Origin of the sequence: Mesorhizobium sp. CA6 (assembly GCF_020165035.1) — a bacterium.
In the GTDB taxonomy this organism is placed as follows: Bacteria; Pseudomonadota; Alphaproteobacteria; order Rhizobiales; family Rhizobiaceae; genus Mesorhizobium.
This window is the reverse complement of record NZ_JAIUHI010000001.1, coordinates 65408-86558: the sequence shown is the minus strand read 5'-3', so window position 1 is coordinate 86558 and position 21151 is coordinate 65408. Positions and strand designations below refer to the sequence as shown.

Here is a 21151-nt window from a genome sequence, read left to right as displayed (position 1 = left end):
CGGCGCGGCCGGGGCAGATTTGCATTCTGAATGGCTCGTCTAGCGGCACGGTATGTGTTGCCAAAAGGCATGTCGCGCTCAGCCACTCGCTACACGATATCCACTGAGAAAATTTTGACGATAGTTACAGCGCGCAGCGCGCGATCGACTCGGTTGCTGTCCTTCGGACGGTCCTTTGGAAATACCGCAATCTATACGACCGGCGATACGACCGGTTTTGCATCGACGGCACTTAGCGAGTTCCGCCGGCGATCCTGTTTGTCCACGCGGCGATGGCCAGTCCGCAGATCGCGCCTGCAAAATCAGCAATCCAGTCGAACATATCCATGTCCCGCGCCACCAGCGGGGTGGCCTGAAGAACCTCGATCGCCGCCCCTACAAAAAGGACGAATACAACCAGCCTCAATTTTTGCTTGGGCCAACCGAGACCGCCGAGGACCCCTAAAGTCGTGAAGGCGACCGCATGATTGAGCTTGTCGTGACTGAACGTGAAACCCATGCCCAGCATATCGAGGATACCGCCGGGCAGCAGAGCTAATAAAACAATTCCCACCAACGCGAATGGAAAGGTCATTCTCGCCACCAGCGAGCAGGTGTCCGTTGCCGGCAAACGCGTCAGTCCTTCAATCGAGCCTACTGAAGCTTTCTCAAGCCGCGACAATCAACCTCGTCAACTCTTCCGCTTAGAACCTGCTCCATGCCGGCGCATCGGCTAAATGAATGAGCCCCCGAGGTGAAAGCTCATTCGGTCTAATGATACTGGGACATGCCTGCGTTGCCGCAGCGGACCCGCCATGTGAAGAGCTTCACCTAGCCAGGCATTTAGTTGCGCTATGTTCGGGAGGAGAGTCGCAACGGTTTGGGGATATTCGTCGAAGAACGGCTGTCGACAATCACTTCACCCTACCAGGGGAGTGTCACTTGGAACGAGGAAGCCGCCTGCTAGCAGGTCCAGAGCGTCCAGCGCTTCTTCGACCCGCAAATGCGCCAAAGGAATTCCGTCAACGAGCAAAACTTTTTGGTCGCCTACGTCGTAGACTTCCCAAAGCCTGTCCATTCCCCGCCGGATGGCATGCCGTCGTTCCATGCGCGAACAATATGAGCCATATGCGAGTTTGAATAGGGAACGATCCCCGCGGTGACAAATTATAGCGTGGAAAACTGGTCAAGCTTGATTGCACGTAATCATGGATACAACCCTGGAATGGTTTTACAGTGAGTGAACGAGGCCTGAAATTCCTTCAGGAGTGGATGGATAGCAATCTGCCGCATCATTCATCATCTGACACGATCTTAGCGCAAGAGCTTGCAAGGCGATTAACCAGCGACGCAAAAAAGGCTGGAATTCGATCAGAAGAGATCTCGGAGGAGGTCGGCAGCATCTTCTCAACGATGCTCGAGGCGCTTGGAAGTAGGGATCCCGTGCCGGATTGAGAGCAGAACGTGGGCTGCGCAACCGAAGAAGCGCTCCGGCCCACAACGATAGGAACTACAGCTGCCCTGTCGGACATGTTGAAGTAAGATGCCTGGTTGGCGCCCTCATGCCGCCATCCTGCCGATCGAGAAGTATTCGATGCCGTAGCGCGCGATCACCTTGGGATCGTAGAGATTGCGGCCGTCGAAGATGACCGGCGTCGTCAGCGCATCCTTGAGCGCGTCGAAGGACGGCGCGCGGAAGCTCTTCCATTCGGTGCAGATCAAAAGCGCGTCGGCGCCGCGCAGCGCCGCTTCTTTGGTGCCGCACAAAAGCAGATCCTCGCGCAGGCCGTAGATCGCCTGGCACTCCTGCATCGCCTCGGGATCGTAGGCCTGCACCTTGGCGCCGGCCGCCCACAACGCTTCCATCAGCGTGCGCGCCGGCGCCTCGCGCATGTCGTCGGTGTTGGGCTTGAAGGCCAGCCCCCAGACGGCAAAGGTCTTGCCCCTGAGCGCGCCCTTGAAATAGTGGTTGACCTTGTCGAACAGGACCGACTTCTGCGCATTGTTGCGCTCCTCGACGGCGCGCAGCAGCTTGGCGTCGAACTTCACGCCCTCGGCGGTCTTGATCAGCGCGCGCACATCCTTCGGGAAGCATGAGCCGCCATAGCCGAGGCCGGGATAGATGAAGTGGTAGCCGATGCGCGGATCCGAGCCGATGCCCTTGCGCACCTCCTCGATGTCGGCGCCCAGCTGCTCGGCGAGATTGGCCATCTCGTTCATGAAGCTGATCTTGGTCGCCAGCATGCAGTTGGCGGCGTATTTGGTGAATTCGGCGCTGCGCACGTCCATCACGATCATCTTCTCGTGGTTGCGGTTGAACGGCGCGTAGAGCTCGCGCATCACCATCTCGGTGTCCTCGCTGGAGGTGCCGACGATGATGCGGTCCGGCTTCATGCAATCGGCGACCGCCGAGCCTTCCTTGAGGAATTCGGGGTTCGAGGCGACGTCGAAGGCGAGATCCTCGCGGCCGCGCCTCTTCAGCGTTTCGGCGATCCTGGCCTTCACCTTCTCGCAAGTGCCGACCGGCACGGTCGACTTGCCGACGACGATCTTGGCGCTGTCCATCTCACGGCCGATGGTTTCGGCGACGGCCAGCACATATTTCAGGTCGGCCGAGCCATCCTCGCCGGGCGGCGTGCCGACCGCGATCATCTGGATCTGGCCATGCCTGACCGCCGCCGCCGCGTCAGTGGTGAAGCGGATGCGGCCGGCCGCGTGGTTTTCCCTGACGAGGGCCTCCAAGCCCGGTTCGAAAATCGGCACCAAGCCCTGGTTGAGCCGCTCCACCTTCTTCTCGTCGATATCGACGCACACCACCTCATGGCCGACCTCGGCCAGCACAGCGGCCTGGACGAGACCGACATAGCCAATCCCAAACACCGTCAAATTCATTTGGTTCTATTCCTGTCAAAGGCCGGGCCGCGGTCCGGTAAACTGGATATGCCGAAAAGGTGGGCTGTTCGACAACACTCCGCGTCATATCCGCTCTTGAGATGCTGCCGACCAGAGCGGCCCGACAGTCCGCCGTTTTGGGGTGGATCGGGATGAACCGCCGGGCCTAACCGACTTTAAAAAAGTCGGCTGGCGGCCTCTATATCAACTCTCGCTAATGGTTACGCCCTTTGAACGAAGGACGTCGGGCAGCTCTTCTACTGCTCGGAGTGCTGCACCATCAGCAGAGGCAATGCTTCCCATGATTAAAATTCGGCGTAACAAAGAGTCCGTGACCGAAGCCGACGGGCCGCTACTGGGTGCCCAGGAATGCGCAAACTGGCAATGTGTGCGGCAGGCGATTTGGCAACGAGGGAGAGCCTGCGCTGTTGCGCGAACAGCTGTGCTTGTCCGTCAGTCGGACCCTGCGTGAGACCAACGTCCTACCCGGCAACTCATAGGTCCCGGCCACGAAACATCTTCCAGAGAAGTCCATTGGTGGGTGCTGGCGAGCATAGTCTCTTCATTGCCAGTTCGTGGATGCCCACTATCACCTGCGATGGGGGATCCGCATCAAACGGGGGTGTTTTGATTGCCGATCCCAGAGAGCTTAAATCACGAATATCTCAGATTTGATTGTCCAAGATGCGAGCATCCAATCATCCGCAAGGGCTCATGGTTCAAGGTCATTGCCACTTTCAGATGCCCCCGCTGCAACACGACGCTGCGGCTAGGATATCCTGAAAAGTTACGCATTTTCGAGACCCACAGGCATCTGACAGACGGACCACCGCCAGCCGGAGCCAGCGGGTGAAGGCGGTTGGTGTCGGTCGGCAGCGCCGACTCGTGGCCTGATCCGACAGTCGGGGTGCAGCAACAGCAGCGCTGACGCGCCACGGCGTGGCAAGGTCGTCGACTAGATCGGCGACGTGCGCATAGAGCCGGGAACGCTCCTCTTTGGCGCGACTCCCGGTAAAGGCCAAGATCGATCTTCATGGTCACTTCACGCCGATGCCGGCGGTCAGGCCGCCATCTATCTTGTAGTCCGCGCCGGTGCAAAAGCCGGCCTTGGAAGAGCACAAAAAGGCGATCAGCTCCGCCACTTCCTCGGGCTCGCCGATGCGGCCGAGCGGATGGGCCGCGCCGAAGCGCCTGTAGGCTTCCTCGACGTCGGCATCGCTGCCGTTGTCGCCGCGCGCGGCCTTCTCAAGAATCGGCGTGCGGATCGAGCCGGGGCTGACCGAATTGACCCGGATGCCGGCTGCCGCATAGTCGAGCGCCAGCGAACGCGTCAGCGTGTGGATGGCGCCCTTGGTGGTGGCATAGGCGGCGACGTTCTGCTGGCAGGCGAAACCCTGCACCGAAGCGACATTGACGATGGCGCCGCCGCCGCGCTTGATCATTTCCGGAATGCCGAAATGGGCAGTCAGATAGATCGAGCCGACATTGACCGTCATCGCCTTGTTCCAGGTTTCCCAGTCGGTCGTCGTCGCGGTTCCATAGGGATGGACCGCCGCCGAATTGACGATCACGTCGAGGCCGCCGAAACGCTCGACGCCGGCCGCGATGGCCCCGCGGACCTGGTCCGGCACGGAGACGTCGGTGTCCACGACCAGCGCGCCGGCCCCGGAGCTTTCCAACTGCGCTCGCATCGCGGCATTGGCCGAACGGTCGATGCCGCAGGCGACGATCGCAGCGCCCCCGGCGGCGAGGCGCCTGGCAGTTGCGAGACCGATCCCGGTCGTTCCGGTCACCAGCGCGACCTTGCCGTCAAAATCCTTCATTGCTGAACTCCTTTGGTCACGTCTCGGAAGCCGGTTCTTTCGGCAGGAAACGCAGGGCGAGATCGAGATGGCGGCTCATCAGATAAGCGTAAGCCAGCCTGTCGCGGGCCTATTTGACTCTCGTTATCGTCCAACAATAAGTTGCCCACCTCGCGGAGGAAAGCGGCAATGGAACAGTGCTGGCGCTGGTATGGCCCGGACGATCCGGTAACACTCGATCATGTCAAGCAGGCGGGTGCGACAGGCGTGGTCTCGGCCCTGCACGACATCTATGACGGGCGTGTCTGGCCGCTGGAAAACATCCTCGAGCGCAAGCGCATCATCGAGGCGGCGGGGCTGACGTGGTCGGTGGTCGAGAGCATTCCGGTCCACAACTCGATCAAGATCGGTTCGCCGGAGCGGCTCCGCTATGTCGGTTTCTACAAGGACACGATCCGCGCCCTGGCGAAGGCCGGTATCGCGACGATCTGCTACAATTTCATGCCGGTGGTCGACTGGACGCGGACGGATCTGGCCTACCGCCTGCCGACGACGGGTTACGCGCTGCGCTTCGATGCGATCGATTTCGCGGCCTACGATCTGTTCGTGCTGAAGCGCCGGAATGCCGAGGCCGGCTACACGCCTGCCCGCATCGCCGAGGCGGAAGCGCGGCTGAAGGAGCTCGGCGACGAGAAGATCGACAGGATCGAGCGCAATCTCATCGCCGGCCTGCCCGCCACCGAGCGCGCCTATAACCGCGACAGCTTTCGCGAGGCCCTGGCTGACTATGATGCAATCGGACCGAAGGAATTGCGCGACAATCTCGCTTGGTTCCTGCGCGAGATCATTCCGGTGGCCGAGGAGGAGGGGGTGCGCATGTGCATCCATCCCGACGATCCGCCATTCTCGCTCTACGGCCTGCCGCGCATCGTCTCGACCGCCGAGGATGCGCGCTTCATCCTCGATACCGTCGACAGCCCGGCCAACGGGTTGACGTTCTGCACCGGCTCCTACGGCACGCGCGCCGACAACGACATTGTCGCCATGGTCAAGGAGTTCGCCGAGCGCATCCATTTCGTCCATTTGCGCAACGTCACCATCGAGGATGACGGCTCCTTTTATGAGGCCGAGCATCTCGAAGGCGGCACCGACATGGCGCATGTCATCCTCGCGCTGATGCAGGAGGAGGCGCGCCGCCGCAAGGAAGGCCGCGCCGATTGGCGTATTCCGATGCGGCCCGATCATGGGCATCTGCTCGCGGACGACATCGGCAAGACAAGGATCAATCCGGGCTATTCGCTGATCGGCCGGCTCAAGGGCCTCGCCGAATTGCGCGGCATCATGCGCGCCGTCGAGCGGTTCGGGCTGGCTTGATTTCCAAACGGGCTCGGCTTCGCACCCGGCCCTTGAAATCCGTAAGGACATAGTGGCGCCGCCGATGGGCGATGGTATCCTTCGGGCCGCCATCGGCAGGCAGGCTCAAGCGGGTGTGTCAGGTCGGGGTTGCGGGGCCGATCCGCCGGAACATGAAACAGGCCGATAGTCACGGCCGACGGGGAGAAAGCAATGCGCACCAAAACCAGCATCCGCGTCGTCGGCTGCCATGCCGAGGGCGAGATCGGCGATGTCATCGTGGGCGGCGTGCTGCCGCCGGCAGGCCGCACGATGATGGAAAAGATGATCACGATGGAACGCGATCACGACCATATAAGGCGCATGTTGATCTGCGAGCCGCGCGGCAGCGTTGCCCGTCACGTCAATCTGCTGTTGCCCTCGACGCGCGAGGATTGCGCCGCAGGCGCCATCATCATGGAGCCGACCGAATATCCGCCGATGTCCGGCTCCAACACGATCTGCGTCGCCACCGTGCTGCTCGAGACCGGCATGGTGCCGATCCAGGAGCCGGAGACGCGGTTCAAGCTCGATATGCCCGGCGGCGTCATCGAGGTGCGCGCCGAATGCAGCGACGGCAAATGTCTGTCGATCACCTTCCGCAACGCGCCAGCCTTCGCCGAGCGCCTCGATGCCGATATCGAGGTGGAAGGGCTCGGCACGATCAAGGCCGATATCGCCTATGGCGGCATGTTCTACGCGATTGTCGATGCGCCCGCGCTCGGCTTCTCGGTCGCGCCCGACGAGGCTCGCGACTTGGCCGTGGTCGGCGAGAAAGTCCGCCGCGCGGCGCGCGAGCAGCTCGATGTCGTGCATCCGCAGTTCGACAATGTGCGCGGCGTGTCCATCGTGCAATTCGCCATGCCGTTCCAAGGGCCGGGCAACGTCACGCGCAACACCTGCATCGTCTCGCCAGGTCGCTCGGACCGCAGCCCGACGGGAACCGGCACCTCGGCCCGCATGGCTGTGCTGCAGGCGCGGGGCCAGATGAAGGAAGGCGAGGTGCTGATCCATGAATCGATCATCGGCTCGCGCTTCACCGGCAAGATCCTCGAACTCACCGAAGTCGCCGGGCGCAAGGCGATCGTGCCGCAGATAACCGGCAGAGCCTGGATCACAGGAGAGCACAATTATTACCTCGATCCGACGGATCCATACCCGCAAGGCTACGTGCTGTCGGACACCTGGGGCACCTCGACTTCGGTGACGCAATAGAATTTCCTGCAACGACGCCGGCTCGGATCATACGAGCGTCCAGACGCTTTCCAGCTCCTTGCCGGCGTTTGCGCTTGCAGAATGTCAGCGGACCTTGCAGGGAGGCGCCTGCTCTGATTCCCTGCGGTTGGTGGGGATCGCCTGATTCGTGTGCTTGTTGTTCCGGTTCCGCGTGATCGTGCGGCGGAGCAGCAGGTGCCTACGGTAGAAAGATGAGAACATGACCGCCAAGCCGGAAATCCTGGAGATGAGGCCCAAGATCACCGTTGTCGGGGTCGGCGGCGCCGGCGGCAACGCCGTCAACAACATGATCGCCGAAGGGCTGCAGGGCGTCGAGTTCGTCGTCGCCAACACCGACGCGCAGGCGCTCACCATGTCGAAGTCGTCGCGGCTGATCCAGCTGGGGACGCATGTGACCGAGGGCCTCGGCGCCGGATCGCTGCCCCAGGTCGGCAGTGCCGCAGCGGAGGAATCCATCGACGAGATCATGGATCATCTGGCGGGAACGCATATGTGCTTCATCACCGCCGGCATGGGAGGCGGCACCGGGACAGGTGCGGCGCCCGTGATTGCGCGTGCGGCGCGCGATGCCGGCATTTTGACGGTGGCCGTGGTCACCAAGCCTTTCGTGTTCGAAGGCAAGCGCAGGACCCAGGCGGCCGAGGAAGGCATAGAACGGCTGCGCGAGAGCGCCGACACGGTGATCGTCATTCCAAATCAGAACCTCTTCAGGGTCGCCGACGCCAGGACAACATTCGCCGACGCCTTCGCCATGGCGGACCGCGTTCTCTATGCGGGTGTCGGCTGCATCACGGACCTCATCGTCAAGGAAGGCCTGATCAATCTCGATTTCGCCGACGTGAAGTCGGTGATGCGCGACATGGGCCGGGCGATGATGGGAACCGGCGAGGCCTCCGGGGAGGGGCGCGCCAAGATCGCGGCCGAGGCGGCGATCGCCAATCCGCTGCTCGATGAAGCCTCCATGTCCGGCGCCAGGGGGCTGCTGGTATCAATCTGCGGCGGCATGGACATGACGCTGTTCGAGGTCGACGAAGCCGCGACACGGATAAGGGAAGAAGTCGACGCCGATGCCGACATCATCGTCGGCGCCATCTTCGACCACGCATTGGCGGGAAAGTTCCGCGTGTCCGTCGTCGCGACCGGTCTGCGCAAGAGCGCGGACATCGCGCAGTTCGAGCAGCGGATCGCCTGATCTCACGGCGATCTCGCGGCGGCGCTTGTTTCCCGACGGCACGACGCAATCGGTCAATATCCGCTTCCGGCCGCGAACAATCCCGGACCGCGCATGCTGCCGGTCAGCGCGCGCCTCTTCGTCGCAAGCCGTCACGACGGCATCCGGCTAGTGTTTGTCCATATTGGACACTAATTGACCGATCCGTCCAATGCCGCCAATGTCTGGCAAAGCGTCGGCATCAATCCCTTCCTGCTGCGCGTCGAGAATCGCGGCTGACGGAGGAGAGGCTCGATGAAAAGCTTCGTCTATAACGGCCAGCCGGCACGCGTCGTCTTCGGATCTGGCACCATCGCAAGATTGCCGGAAGAGATCGACCGGCTGGGGCTGAAACGCGTGCTCGTGCTGGCAACGCCGCCGCGCGAGGCTGATGTCCGGCGTCTTGCCGGATCGCTGGGCGGCACCGCTGCCGGCGTCTATGCCAAGGCGACGATGCATACGCCGGTATCGGTGACCGAGGACGCGCTGCGTGTCGTGGCGAAACTCCAGGCCGACGGCCTGGTTGCGGTGGGCGGCGGCTCCACGACGGGCCTCGCAAAGGCGATCGCCTTGCGCACAGACCTGCCGCAGATCCTGATGCCGACGACCTATGCCGGCTCGGAAATGACGCCGATCCTCGGCGAGACGAAGGATGGCGTGAAGGTCACCCAGTCGAGCCCGAAGGTGCTGCCGGAAGTGGTGATCTACGACGTCGACCTGACGATGACGCTTCCTGCTTCCTTGTCGGGAACGAGCGGCATGAATGCCATCGCCCATGCGGTCGAGGCGCTCTATGCCAGGGAAAGCAACCCGGTGATAAATCTGATGGCCGTTGAGGCCATTGGCGCGTTGGTGCGCGCCTTGCCGGTCATCGCCGGGAGCCCGCATGACCGCGACGCTCGCTCCGAGGCGCTTTACGGCGCCTGGCTCTGCGGCATCTGCCTCGGCTCGGTCGGCATGGCGCTGCACCACAAGCTCTGCCACACGCTCGGCGGCAGTTTCGATCTGCCGCACGCGGAGACCCATACGATCGTGCTGCCGCATGCGCTGGCCTATAACGCCCCCGCCATTCCGGCCGTCATGGAAACCCTGCGGACCGTGCTGAAGGCGGACGATCCTGCCATGGCTCTCTACGATCTCGCCGGCCGGATCGGCGCCAAACGCGCTCTATCTGAGATAGGCATGCCGCCGGACGGGATCGACATCGCGGCGGACCGCGCGCTGGCCAATCCGTACTGGAATCCGCGGGCGCTGGAGCGGGAACCGATCCGGGCTCTCATCGCGCGCGCCTATGCCGGCGAGCCGCCGCGGGCCTGAGAAACCGAGCGTCCCAGGCGGCCGCACCTGAATATCAGTCGGTCTGGATCCAGACCGCCTTCGTCTCAAGGTATTCGTGCAGATGCTCGATGCCGCCTTCGCGGCCGTAGCCGGACATCTTCATACCGCCGAACGGCACGGCCGGGTCGATGGCATGATACATGTTGACCCAGACCGAGCCGGCCTTGACGCGACGTGCGAGCTTGTGCGCGGCGCCGAGATTGGTGGTGAAGATGCCGGCCGCGAGGCCGTAAGGCGTTGCGTTGGCGCGCGCGACAACCTCGTCCAGCGTGTCGAAGGGCATCGCGGAGATGACCGGCCCGAAAATTTCTTCGCGCGCGATCGTCATCTTGTCCGACACCGCGCCGAAGACGGTCGGGGCGATGAAGTTGCCGCCGTCATAGAGCTCGCCCGTCAGCCGCGAGCCGCCGGTGACCAGTTTGGCGCCTTCGTCGCTGCCCGCCTTGATGTAGCTCTCCACCTTGCCGGCCTGCCTGGCATTGATCAGCGGCCCGATTTCCGTCTCCGCCTCGATGCCGTGGCCAATGCGAAGCTTGCCGGCGAACTCGGCGACCCGGCGCACGAACTCGTCATGGATCTCGCGCGCCACGAACAGGCGCGAGCCGGCAATGCAGATCTGGCCCGAATGCACGAACACCGCCATCGCCGCGACCGGCACGGCCTTGTCGATATCGGCGTCGCGGCAGACGATGATCGGCGACTTGCCGCCGAGCTCAAGCGAAACGCGCTTGAGGTTGGCGACGCCGGCGCGCGCGATCGCCTGGCCGGTGAGCGTCGAGCCGGTGAAGACGATCTTGTTGACGTCCGGGTGCTCGGCAAGCCGCGCGCCGGCCTCGGCGCCGGTCCCGGTGACGATGTTGACGACGCCGTCGGGGAGGCTGGCCTCCTGCATCAGCCTCGCGATCAAGAGCGGCGTCAGCGGTGCTTCCTCCGACGGCTTCAGCACGACGGTGCAGCCGGTTGCCAGAGCCGGCGCGATCTTCCAGATCGAGGCGGCAGTGGGCGCATTCCAGGGAATGATCGCGCCGACGACGCCGACCGGCTCGCGCCGGGTGAAGGTGACGATCTCGCCGGGGATGGAATTGTCGATCGTCTCGCCGTGCAGCGCGGTCGCCATGCCGCCATAGAAGCGCAGCATGCCGATGACCCGGCGCCGGTTGGCCAGCGTGCGGGTGATCGGCAACCCCATGTCGAGCGTGTCGGAGACGCTGAGCTCTTCCCAATGCTTCTCGAACAGGTCGGCGATCCTGAGCAGCACGCATTGCCGCTCGTAGGGCGAGAATTTCGACCACGGGCCCTCGAAGGCCGCGCGCGCCGCGGCCACCGCAGCGTCGATATCCGCCGCTCCGCCGCGCGGCACCGTCGCCAGCACTTCGCCGGTTGCCGGGTTCAGCGCCTGCATCTGCTGGCCGGATTGCGCCGCGACCCACTTGCCGCCGATGAACATCGGCCGGAATTCGCCATGGTAGAGCATGGTGGCCTTCGCCCTCGGGTCGAAGTTCAGCGTCATTGTCTCCTCCTCATGAATTCCGACGCGACTATTACTCCCGCGGCCGGCGACCTCAAACAAGGAAAGCCAAAAGGGCGTTCGGAAAATCGGACGTGCAACGCGCGTCTTCCCCTCGGCGATGCATCGATGGGCGGCGGCACAGGCCGCTGTTGCTCCGGCGGGGCTAACGAGCGCCGGGCTGTTCCATCGCCCGACCGTTTTGCGAAGCGTGCGGTTGCGCAGGCTCCGGCCGGCGGTTATGCCGGATTGAGATTTTCCCGCGAGAGGCAGGGCTGATGAAGGTCGTTTCCATCTCCAAATCGCATGGCGGAATCCAGGGCGTCTATTCGCACGCTTCCGAAGGCTGCGCCTGCGACATGACCTTTGCGGTATTCGTACCGCCGCAAGCCAAGGACGGGCGGCTCCCGGTCCTGTGGTACCTGTCGGGCCTCACCTGCACGCACGCAAATGTCATGGACAAGGGCGAGTACCGGCAGATGGCGTCCGAGCTCGGGCTGGTCGTCGTGTGTCCCGACACCAGCCCGCGCGGACCCGACGTTCCGGACGAAAAGGACAATTGGCAGTTCGGCTGCGGCGCCGGCTTCTATCTCGACGCGACGCAAGAGCCCTATGCGAAGAACTACCGGATGTATTCCTATATCGCCGAGGAATTGCCGGCGCTCGTCGCCGCTAACTTCCCCGCCGACATGTCACGCCAGGCCATCTTCGGCCATTCGATGGGCGGACATGGCGCGCTGACGATCGCGCTCAAGAATCCGCAGCGCTACCGGAGCTGCTCGGCCTTCGCGCCGATCGTGCAGCCGTCGACGGCCGGGTGGTCGCGGCCGGCTTTCGAAAAATATCTCGGAGCGGACGAAAAGACCTGGCGCGCCTATGACGCGACACTGTTGATCGAGGACGGCAAGCGATATCCGGAATTCCTGGTGGACCAGGGTACGGCGGACGGCTTCCTGCAGGATGGCCTCCGCCCATGGCTGCTCGAAGACTCCTGCAAGAAGGCAGGGATCGACCTCACCCTGCGCATGCAGCAAGGCTACGACCATTCCTACAACTTCATCTCGACCTTCATGGACGATCATCTGAAGTGGCATGCCGCGCGGCTTGCGTGATCTACGACGCGACGATGCGCACCACATGGTCGGCGATCGCCAGGCTGGAGGTCAGGCCGGGACTTTCGATGCCGAAGAGGTTGATCAAGCCGTCGACGCCATGCGTCGCGGCACCCTGGATCATGAAGTCGCTGTTGGCGTCGCCCGGCCCTGACAATTTCGGCCGGATGCCGCTATAGGCTGCCTGCAGGCTGTCGTCGGCCAGATCGGGCCAGTATTTGCGGATTTGGGCATAGAAGCGCTCGCCGCGCGCTGGATCGACGCGATAGTCGACCGTGTCCGTCCACTCGACATCAGGCCCGAAACGGGCGGTGCCTGCAAGGTCGAGGGTCAGATGGACGCCGAGGCCGCCAGGCTCGGGCACGGGATAGACCAGATGTGAAAACGGCGCCCGCCCGGCAATCGAGAAATAATTGCCTTTGGCGTAGCGAAGCGCCGGCAGGAATTGCCGGCCGAAGCCTTCGATCGAGCCGGCAAGCGCGACCGCGCCGAGACCGGCCGCGTTGATGAAGCGCGGTGCGGCGACCTCGAACTCTGCGCCGCTCGCGGAATCCATCGTCCGCAGAACGATGCGGCCGGCCTCGGCGCGGCCCGAGACGACGCGGGTGTTGAGCGAGAGCATTGCGCCGCTCCCCTCGGCATCGCCGAGCAGGGCAAGCATCAGCCCGTGACTGTCGACAATGCCGGTCGAGGGCGAGAGCAGCGCCGCGGTGCAACGCAGCGCCGGCTCCAGCGCTTGCGCCTCCTCAGCGGTCAGGAAGCGCAGGTCATCGACACCGCAGGTGTTGGCGTTGGCGCGAATGGCGGCCAGCACCGGTTCCTGCGTCTCGTCGGTCGCAACAATCAGCTTGCCGCAGCGGCGATGAGGGACCGAATGGCCGGCGCAGTAGCGATAGAGCATATCGCGTCCGGCGACGCAGAGCCGGGCTTTCAGCGAACCCTGCGGGTAATAGATGCCGGCGTGGATGACTTCGGAGTTGCGCGAACTCGTTTCGGTGCCGATGGCGTCCGCCGCTTCGACGATCAGGGTTTCGAGGCCAAGCGCCGCCAATTTGCGCGCAATCGCCAGACCGATCACGCCGGCGCCCGCGATGATGCAATCGACCTGCTCCACGTCCTGATCCTGCTGCGCGTCACTTATATCATTGCCGAGACAGGCCGAAGCTTGTTGGCGCTATCGATCCCGACGTCGCGGCTCTTGCGATCAGCCAGCGCGATGAGGCATCAACCGCCACAATGCAAGGCGGAATCTTCGGACTTCTCGATCAGAGGAGCGGTCCTATTTCCGCTTTGACGCCTGCACACAGGAGCCATCATGATGGACGCCACACCGAATTCGCCTGAAGCCCGCGACATCCGCTATCACATGCATGGCTATACCAACGCCCGCAAGCATCAGGAAACCGGTCCGCTGATCATCGAAAAGGGCGACGGCATCTATGTCGAGGACATTGCCGGCAACCGCTACATCGAGGCGATGGCGGGCCTGTGGAGCGTCGCCGTCGGTTTTTCGGAAAAGCGGCTGGTCGAAGCGGCGACAAAACAGATGTCGAAGCTGCCCTTCTATCACGACTTCGGCTCCAAGGCGCATTCGCCGCTGATCGATCTCGCGGAGAAGCTGGTGCAGATGGCGCCGGTGCCGATGAACAAGGCCTATTTCACCAATTCCGGCTCCGAGGCCAACGACACGGCGATCAAGATGATCTGGTATCGATCGAACGCGCTTGGACAGCCGGCGCGCAAGAAGATCATCAGCCGCAAGCGCGGCTATCATGGCGTCACCATCGCGTCGGCAAGCCTGACCGGCCTGCCCAACAACCATCTCTCCTTCGACCTGCCGATTGCCAATATCCTGCACACGTCGACACCGCACCACTGGCGCGACGCCGAGCCTGGCGAAAGCGAGGAGCAGTATTCCGCGCGGCTCGCCGACGATTTGGAAAAGCTCATCCTTGCCGAGGGTCCCGAAACGATCGCCGCCTTCATCGGCGAACCGATCATGGGCGCCGGCGGGGTCGTCGTTCCGCCTGCCGGCTATTGGGAGAGGATCCAGGCGGTGCTGGCGAAACACGACATCCTGCTGGTGGCCGACGAGGTGATCTGTGGCTTCGGCCGCACCGGCGAGATGTTCGGCTCGCAGACCTTCGGCATCAAGCCAGACATCATGGTGCTGTCGAAGCAGATCTCGTCATCATACCTGCCGATCTCGGCGCTGCTGATCAACGATCGTGTGTTCGAGCCGATCGCCGACGAGAGCGACCGCATCGGCACGTTCGGCCACGGCTTCACCGGCGGCGGTCATCCGGTCGCAGCCGCCGTTGCGCTGGAGAATATCAAGCTAATCGAGGAGCGCGACCTGGTCGGCAATGCGCGCAAGGTCGGCGCGCATTTGCAGGCGCGACTCAGCCAACTCGCCTCGCATCCGCTGGTGGGCGAGGTGCGCGGCGTCGGTCTCATCGCCGCCGTCGAGCTCGTCGCCGACAAGGCAACCAAGGCTCCCTGGGGCAAGCCGGCAGCGCTCGGCGCGCTGGTCAATGGCTTGCTGCAGCGGAACGGCGTTATCTCGCGCAATATGGGCGACGCGATCGCCTTCTGTCCGCCGCTGATCATCACCGAGGCGCAGGTCGATGCCTTGGTCGATGCGTTCGAGCGCTCGCTCGACGAGGCGATACCGCAGCTCCACCCGCGGAGCTGACCAAGCCGCGAAGGCCTAGCCAGCGGTAGCCTGCGGGCTGACAATCGACGTTCACCTTCCGGTGAGCGCGAGAAATTCCGGCGGAACATTCGCCTTTTTGCGCTGTTACATCCAAGCTGCAGCGCGGAAAGGAGCTTCCGTATGGAAAATCCGCAATCCACGGCGAGCATTGCCGGCCATCCCATACATCCCATGCTTGTCACCATCCCGATCGCCTGTTTCGTCGGGACCCTGTTCACCGATATTGCCTACTGGCGGACAGCGGAAATGACCTGGGCCAATTTCTCGGCCTGGCTGCTGACCGTGGGTGTCATTGTCGCCATCCTGGCCGCCATTGCAGGACTTACCGACTTTCTTGGGGACCGCAGGATACGCGCTCAGCCGACCGCATGGCTGCACATGGGAGGTAACCTCGTCGTGCTCGTGCTGTCCTTCTTCAACATGCTCGTTCACACGCGCGACGCCTGGACGTCCGTCGTGCCGACCGGGCTGATCTTGTCGGCGCTGGTGGTGGTCATCCTGATCTTCACCGGCTGGCTTGGCTGGGCGCTAGTCTATCGCCATCATGTAGGAGTGGCCGATGAGACGACTTGACAGCGCAATCAAATGGACGACGGCGGCGCTTTGCTACGCAATGATCCTGGGCGTTGCCGGCTGCAGCGACGACAACACCGACCCGAGCGCGCAGATCGGCCCAAATCCGAAACTGCCGGAGATAAAGCAATACCTATTCCCGCCGATGCATCTGGCCTCGGTGGTCGGCTGGAAAAACGACGAAAAGCCGACGGTCGCGCAAGGCCTGCAGATCGAGGCGATGGCCAAGGGGCTTCAGCATCCGCGTTCGGTTTACATGCTGCCCAATGGCGACATCCTGGTGGTGGAGTCCAAGGCACCGAAAGAAGCGTCGGTCAAGCGGCCGAAGGACATCGTCATGGGTCTGGTCGAAAGCTGGGTCACCTCCGGCGGCGACACCGGCCCGAGCAACCGCATCACGATCTTGCGCGACGCCAATGGCGACGGCAAGCCGGATTACCAGGGCGTGTTCCTCGACCATCTCAACGCGCCCTTCGGCGTGGCGCTGGTCGGCAACGACTTCTATGTCGCCAACACCGATGCCATCATGCGCTATCCCTATCAGCCGGGCGACACGAAGATCACGGCGCCGGGCAAGGTGCTGACGGAACTGCCGGGCGGGCCGATCGATCACCACTGGACGAAGAGCCTGGTGGCGAGCCCAGACGGTTCGCTGCTCTATGTCGGCGTCGGCTCGAACTCCAACATTACCGAGAACGGCATCCAGGCCGAGAAGGACCGCGCTGCGATCTGGGAGGTCGACCGCGCCACCGGCCGCTCGCGCATTTTCGCCAGCGGGCTGCGCAATCCCAATGGCCTGACGTTCGAACCTGAAAGCAAGGCGCTTTGGACGGTGGTCAACGAGCGCGACGAGCTCGGGCCGAACCTGGTGCCGGACTATATGACCTCGGTGAAGGACGGCGCCTTCTATGGCTGGCCCTACAGCTACTATGGCCAGCATGTCGATCCGCGCGTGATGCCGCAGCGGCCGGACATGGTGGCGAAGGCCATCCCGCCGGATTACGCGCTGAGCTCGCATGTCGCGCCGCTCGGGCTTGCCTTCTATACCGCGAACAACCTGCCGCAATCCTATCGCGGCGGCGCCTTTGTCGGCGAGCATGGCAGCTGGAACCGCTCCCGCTTCAACGGCTACAAGGTCGTCTTCGTGCCGTTCAGCGGCGGGCATCCCAACGGCATGGCGCAGGATGTCGTCACCGGCTTCCTCAACGACAAGGGCGAGGCGAGGGGCCGTCCGGTCGGTGTTGCCGTCGATAAGTCCGGCGCGCTGCTGATCGCCGACGATGTCGGCAACACGGTGTGGCGGGTGACCGCTGCGGCACCCGGCTCCTCGTAGGAACTTGGCTCAACGCCGACGTATCAGCCCAACGGCTTCTGCAGCACGTCGAATTGCGGGTTGGTTTCTGAGAAGATCGGCAGGGCCGCTGCGCCGAGGACGGATGTGTCCTTTCCCGCGGCGCCGACCACGACGCGCGGCGTGGTACGGGCGCTGGTCGAGCTCACCGAGAGATGGAGCGGTTCCAGCCGGCCGGCCAGTGCCTCGAGCACCGGCAGCGGCATGAAGCCGCCGAGCACGACGGTCTCGGGGTCGAGCGCCATTTCAAGGACGTCGATCGCCTGCCGCAACGGCTCGACCGCCTCGGCGAGCCATGCTTCGAAGCGGCTGTCGCCGCTTGCCAGAAGCTCTTCCAGCAGGTCGGGTGAGGCATGGTCCGGATCCGGCAGGTCGAGCTTGTCATAGGCGGCGCGCAGCGAGATGTAGCGCTCCAGGCAGCCGCGCTTGCCGCAGTCGCAGGGCAGGCCGCCCGGCCGCACGATGATGTGGCCGATCTCGCCGGCATTGTGGCGGCTGCCCTTGTAGAGATGGCTGTCGAGGAAGAGGCCGGCGCCGAGGCCTGTTCCGATGAAGAGATAGACGAAGCTGTCGAGCTTGCGGGCAACGCCATAAAGCCGCTCGCCTACTGCCGCCGCTGTGGCGTCGTTCTCGACGATCACGGCGATGCCGGTCAGGCGCTCCAGTTCTTCGGCCACCGGAAAGTCCTGCCAGCCTGGAAGGGCGGTCGGCCGACAGAAGTCATGCCTTCGACGCCGAACGGCCCGGGCATTGCCATTCCTATGCCGAGCAGTCTGGTGCGGTCCAGCCGGCTGGTTGCGATCAGGTCGCTCGAGATCGCGGCTAGCAGCGGCATGGCCTGCGTGGGGGTTGGGCGGTCGACATCTCTCTCGATGCGCGCGCGCACGGTGCCGGAGAGATCGGTGACGACGCCGACGGCCAATTGGTGGTCGAGCTGCAGGCCGATCGAATAACCGCCATCGGGGTTGATCGAGTAGGGGACGGCGGGTTGGCCGCGCGCGCCTTTCAGCGTTGCTTCAGGTTGCAGCAGCCCGGCCGCTTCCAATTCCTCGACGATGTTGGAAATGGTCTGCGACGACAGCGCCGTCAGCCTCGCGATCGCCGCCCGCGACAGCGCGCCGTTGATGCGGATCGCTTCGATCACCACACGCCGGTTGTGCGATTTCGCCTGCTCGAGGTTGGTGCCGGAGATGGCTTTCTTGGGGATCATGAGATAGTTACCAGCCGCGGCAACCCTAGAATGGCACTTTAGAAAATCAAGTTGATTTGATTATCGGCTGGCCGAAAGCTTAGGCCGGTCCACAGGCTCGCATTTCGACGTCTCGGAATCGATTGCCAGGCTCGGCCGTTCAGCCGAAACGCGCCGCGGAAAAATCGGCGGCCGATGGCAGGGATTGGCCGGCGATTAAGCTGGCGACCCAGCGTGCTGTCACCGGGGCCAGCGTCAGCCCCAGATGGCCATGGCCGAAGGCATAGATCACATCAGGCGATTTCGTCGAGGGTCCGATCACCGGGCGAGAGTCCGGCAGCGACGGCCTGAAGCCCAGCCATTGCGACGAAGGCTTGCCGATGTCGGGGAAAAACTGCCGCACGCCGCGACCGAGCAGCGCCAGCCGGCGCGGGTTGGGCGGCGCATTGAGCCCGCCGAGCTCGACAGTGCCGGCAACCCGGAGCCTACCGTCCATCGGCGTCATATAGAAGCCGAGATCGACCGGGCAGACCGGGCGGTTGAGCAAAGGTGCCGTGGTCGGAAACTCCAGATGGTAGCCGCGCTCGGTGTCCAGTGGGATGCGGTCGCCGGCCTGGGCCGCGAGCGGGCGGGATCGCGCGCCAGCCGCAATCACCACTTTTTGCGCCGCGATGACAAGCCCTGGGCCGCTCAGCCGCACGCCGCCGGCACCCGCTGCGAGGCCGGTCACGCTCACGCGCATGAATTGAGCGCCCTTGGCGGCAGCGGCTGCCGCCAGCCGCGCCATCACCGTCCTGGGATCGCTGACATTGATCGAATCCGGGAAATAGAGGCCTTTGGCCTCGAACGCCGCGAGCCGCGGCTCCAGCGCGGCCACCTCATCGGCGGTCAGAGCCTGCTGATGGATGCCGAGTTCGGCCCGCAAAGCCCGCCCGCTTTCGGAGGCGGCAAAATCGCTGTCGCGGCGGTAGACATAGAGGCAGCCGTTTCGGCGCATCAGATCCTGAAGCCCGGCCTCCTGCACCATTTCGCGCCAGGCCGGCAGGGCTTCGGCGAGCAGGCCGGCTAGCGCCAGCGCATTGGCTCGGGTTGCCGCCGGCAGCGATTGGCGAACAAAGCGAACCAGCCATGGCGCGAGCTGGAAAAGTGCTGCCCAGCGCAGCGAGAACGGGCTGTCGGGATCGAGCAGCAGTTTCGGCAGCGCGCGCAGCACACCAGGATTACCGACCGGCATGCAGGCATATTCGGCGATCGTGCCGGCATTGCCGAACGAAGCGCCCGAGCCGGGCTCGTTCGGGTCGATGACCAGGACCTCGCGTCCTTCGCTTGCAAGGCGCAAGGCGGTAGCCAGCCCGACGACGCCGGCGCCGATGATGGCGATCTCGACTGATTTCGGCGCGGAGGTCATGGCCTCAGACGAAGCCCGGCAATTGCAGATGGCCAGCGGCGAGCAGCTCGGCCATGATGGTCAGCGCCGAACGCAGGTCCTCCTGCGATCGCGCCGCGCCGACATTGATGCGCACGCCGTGCTGCACCGGCTCGCGCCCGACGGCGAAAGCGTCGCCCGGCAGCACGGCGACGCCGCGCTCCAGGCAGGTGCGGGCAAAGCCGGCGCCACGCCAGGGCTCGGGCAGGCGCAGCCAGGCATGCGTCGAGATCGGGTTGCTTTGAACGTCGAAACGGCCGAGGATTTCGCTCAAGATCGCCTGGCGCTGGCGCAACTCCTGCTTCTGGATGTCGATGATGCGGGCGGCAGCCCCTTCCTCGATCAGCCTGGCGCCGATCAACGCCGTGAGCGGGCTGATGCTCCAGCAATTGATGCGGAGCGCCGCGGCGACCTGGCCGGCGATCGGGCGCGGGGCGATGACGAAGCCGAGGCGCAGGCCGGGCGCTAGGCATTTCGACAATGCGCCGAGATGGATCGTCAGCTCCGGCTCGAGGCTGGCGAAGGAGGGCGGCGGATCGTCGGCCAATGGACGGTAGACGTCGTCCTCGATAATCAGCACGTTGTGACGGCGTGCGACGGCCGCCAATTCATGCCGGCGCTCCTCGCTCAGCGTGATCGTCGTTGGATTGTGCAGTGTCGGCACCAGAAAAACGGCACGGGGGCGGAGCTGAACGCAAGCTGCCTCGAAGGCATCCGGACGCATGCCGCCGCGATCCATCGCGACGCCACGCAGATCGAGACCATGGACGCGACACAGCGCGTTGATACCCTGATAGGTCACCTCGTCGGCAAGTATCACTTCGCCATCCCTGGTGACGGCGCCGAGCACGCAGTCGAGGCCGTGTTGGGCGCCGGCTGCGAGCACGACGCGGCCGGGATCACCATCGCCGGCGACCGATTTCAGCCAATCGGCGACCGCGACACGGCCCCAAAGCGGCCCCTCTGGCGGATGATAATCCTGCAGCGAGGCGTAGTGACGATCCTTGGAAAGGCGCGGCATCAGCGCCGCGACGGCGTCGAGATAGGCTGACGTGGGCGGCCTGTTGACGGAAAGATCGACGATGCCGCTCTGGTCGCTCGGCGCCGACACGAATCCCGGACGTTCGACAATGTCGCGGGCGGCGACCGTGGTGCCGCGCCCGGGGCGCGCCTCGAGCAAGCCTTGCTCCTGCAAGGTGGACAGTGCCCGCGTCACGGTCGTGACATTGATGCCCAATGCACGGGCGATCTCGCGTTGCGGCGGCAGCCGGTCGCCGACGGCAAGCGTGCCCGCGGCAATGCGTTCGGCGATCGCCTCGGCAAGACGGCGATAGACCGGACTTTCATCCTCGGTGAGGCGAAGATTTTCGAGCATGAGGGATTCGAACTGCGGCTGACGTCTCACTTGTCGGGCATCTAGCATAAGAC

General features: G+C 63.9%; 16 protein-coding genes and 1 pseudogene. 9 read left to right on the top strand and 8 right to left on the bottom strand.

Translation table 11 applies throughout. From position 1 onward, the window contains the following. Positions 1–232: 232 nt before the first annotated feature. Positions 233–661, bottom strand: coding sequence for a hypothetical protein (locus LB526_RS00395; RefSeq protein ID WP_224625613.1), 429 nt, complete (start codon positions 659–661; stop codon positions 233–235). Between the two features lie 590 nt (positions 662–1251). Between LB526_RS00395 and LB526_RS00390 the strand changes: the two genes are divergently transcribed. After that, a complete protein-coding gene (locus tag LB526_RS00390) occupies positions 1252–1434 on the top strand; it encodes a DUF768 domain-containing protein (RefSeq protein WP_095768678.1) in 183 nt (60 codons plus the stop codon). Between the two features lie 105 nt (positions 1435–1539). Here the strand turns inward: LB526_RS00390 and LB526_RS00385 are convergent, their stop codons facing one another. Together LB526_RS00385 and LB526_RS00380 are read right to left on the bottom strand one after the other, a co-directional pair. Then, positions 1540–2871, bottom strand: coding sequence for a UDP-glucose dehydrogenase family protein (locus LB526_RS00385; RefSeq protein WP_224522961.1), 1332 nt, complete (start codon positions 2869–2871; stop codon positions 1540–1542). 1037 nt (positions 2872–3908) lie between these two features. Beyond that, positions 3909–4694 (bottom strand): SDR family NAD(P)-dependent oxidoreductase, encoded by a 786-nt coding sequence (locus tag LB526_RS00380; RefSeq protein ID WP_224609962.1) that lies wholly within the window; start codon positions 4692–4694, stop codon positions 3909–3911. Positions 4695–4862: 168 nt separating this feature from the next. On the opposite strand from LB526_RS00380, the gene uxuA reads away from it, so the two are divergent. From uxuA to LB526_RS00360, 4 genes are all read left to right on the top strand, one after another. Further along, positions 4863–6047, top strand: a complete 1185-nt coding sequence (uxuA, locus tag LB526_RS00375) for a mannonate dehydratase (protein ID WP_224625611.1) — start codon at positions 4863–4865, stop codon at positions 6045–6047. Between the two features lie 192 nt (positions 6048–6239). Next, positions 6240–7280: a proline racemase family protein gene (locus LB526_RS00370; RefSeq protein WP_224625610.1), complete on the top strand. Its 1041-nt coding sequence runs from the start codon at positions 6240–6242 to the stop codon at positions 7278–7280. A 220-nt stretch (positions 7281–7500) separates the two neighbouring features. Then, positions 7501–8493, top strand: coding sequence for a cell division protein FtsZ (ftsZ, locus tag LB526_RS00365; protein WP_224625609.1), 993 nt, complete (start codon positions 7501–7503; stop codon positions 8491–8493). A 273-nt stretch (positions 8494–8766) separates the two neighbouring features. Further along, entirely contained in the window at positions 8767–9828 is a 1062-nt protein-coding gene (locus tag LB526_RS00360) for a maleylacetate reductase (RefSeq protein WP_224625608.1), read from the top strand. A 34-nt stretch (positions 9829–9862) separates the two neighbouring features. On the opposite strand, the gene LB526_RS00355 is transcribed toward LB526_RS00360, so the two are convergent. Further along, the gene (locus tag LB526_RS00355) at positions 9863–11359 is read right to left on the bottom strand and encodes an aldehyde dehydrogenase family protein (RefSeq protein ID WP_224625607.1); all 1497 of its coding nucleotides are present in this window, start codon (positions 11357–11359) and stop codon (positions 9863–9865) included. A 275-nt stretch (positions 11360–11634) separates the two neighbouring features. Between LB526_RS00355 and fghA the strand changes: the two genes are divergently transcribed. Next, positions 11635–12468, top strand: coding sequence for an S-formylglutathione hydrolase (gene fghA / locus LB526_RS00350; RefSeq protein WP_224625606.1), 834 nt, complete (start codon positions 11635–11637; stop codon positions 12466–12468). A gap of 1 nt (position 12469) precedes the next feature. On the opposite strand, the gene LB526_RS00345 is transcribed toward fghA, so the two are convergent. Beyond that, positions 12470–13582: an NAD(P)/FAD-dependent oxidoreductase gene (locus tag LB526_RS00345; RefSeq protein ID WP_224625605.1), complete on the bottom strand. Its 1113-nt coding sequence runs from the start codon at positions 13580–13582 to the stop codon at positions 12470–12472. 204 nt (positions 13583–13786) lie between these two features. Between LB526_RS00345 and LB526_RS00340 the strand changes: the two genes are divergently transcribed. The 3 genes from LB526_RS00340 (at position 13787) to LB526_RS00330 (ending at position 17090) form a co-directional block, all read left to right on the top strand. Further along, entirely contained in the window at positions 13787–15163 is a 1377-nt protein-coding gene (locus LB526_RS00340; RefSeq protein ID WP_224625919.1) for an aspartate aminotransferase family protein, read from the top strand. A 141-nt stretch (positions 15164–15304) separates the two neighbouring features. Next, positions 15305–15757, top strand: a complete 453-nt coding sequence (locus LB526_RS00335) for a DUF2231 domain-containing protein (protein ID WP_224625604.1) — start codon at positions 15305–15307, stop codon at positions 15755–15757. A gap of 40 nt (positions 15758–15797) precedes the next feature. Then, complete coding sequence (locus LB526_RS00330; protein WP_411966988.1) at positions 15798–17090, top strand: PQQ-dependent sugar dehydrogenase; 1293 nt, start codon at positions 15798–15800, stop codon at positions 17088–17090. A gap of 23 nt (positions 17091–17113) precedes the next feature. Here LB526_RS00330 and LB526_RS00325 read toward each other — a convergent pair. The 3 genes and pseudogenes from LB526_RS00325 to LB526_RS00315 all read right to left on the bottom strand — a co-directional run bounded on the left by LB526_RS00325 (position 17114) and on the right by LB526_RS00315 (position 21098). Continuing rightward, positions 17114–18318 (bottom strand): annotated as a pseudogene (locus tag LB526_RS00325) (ROK family transcriptional regulator). Between the two features lie 139 nt (positions 18319–18457). Next, positions 18458–19705: an NAD(P)/FAD-dependent oxidoreductase gene (locus LB526_RS00320; RefSeq protein WP_224544945.1), complete on the bottom strand. Its 1248-nt coding sequence runs from the start codon at positions 19703–19705 to the stop codon at positions 18458–18460. Positions 19706–19709: 4 nt separating this feature from the next. Next, a complete protein-coding gene (locus LB526_RS00315) occupies positions 19710–21098 on the bottom strand; it encodes a PLP-dependent aminotransferase family protein (RefSeq protein ID WP_224625602.1) in 1389 nt (462 codons plus the stop codon). Between the last annotated feature and the right edge of the window lie 53 nt (positions 21099–21151).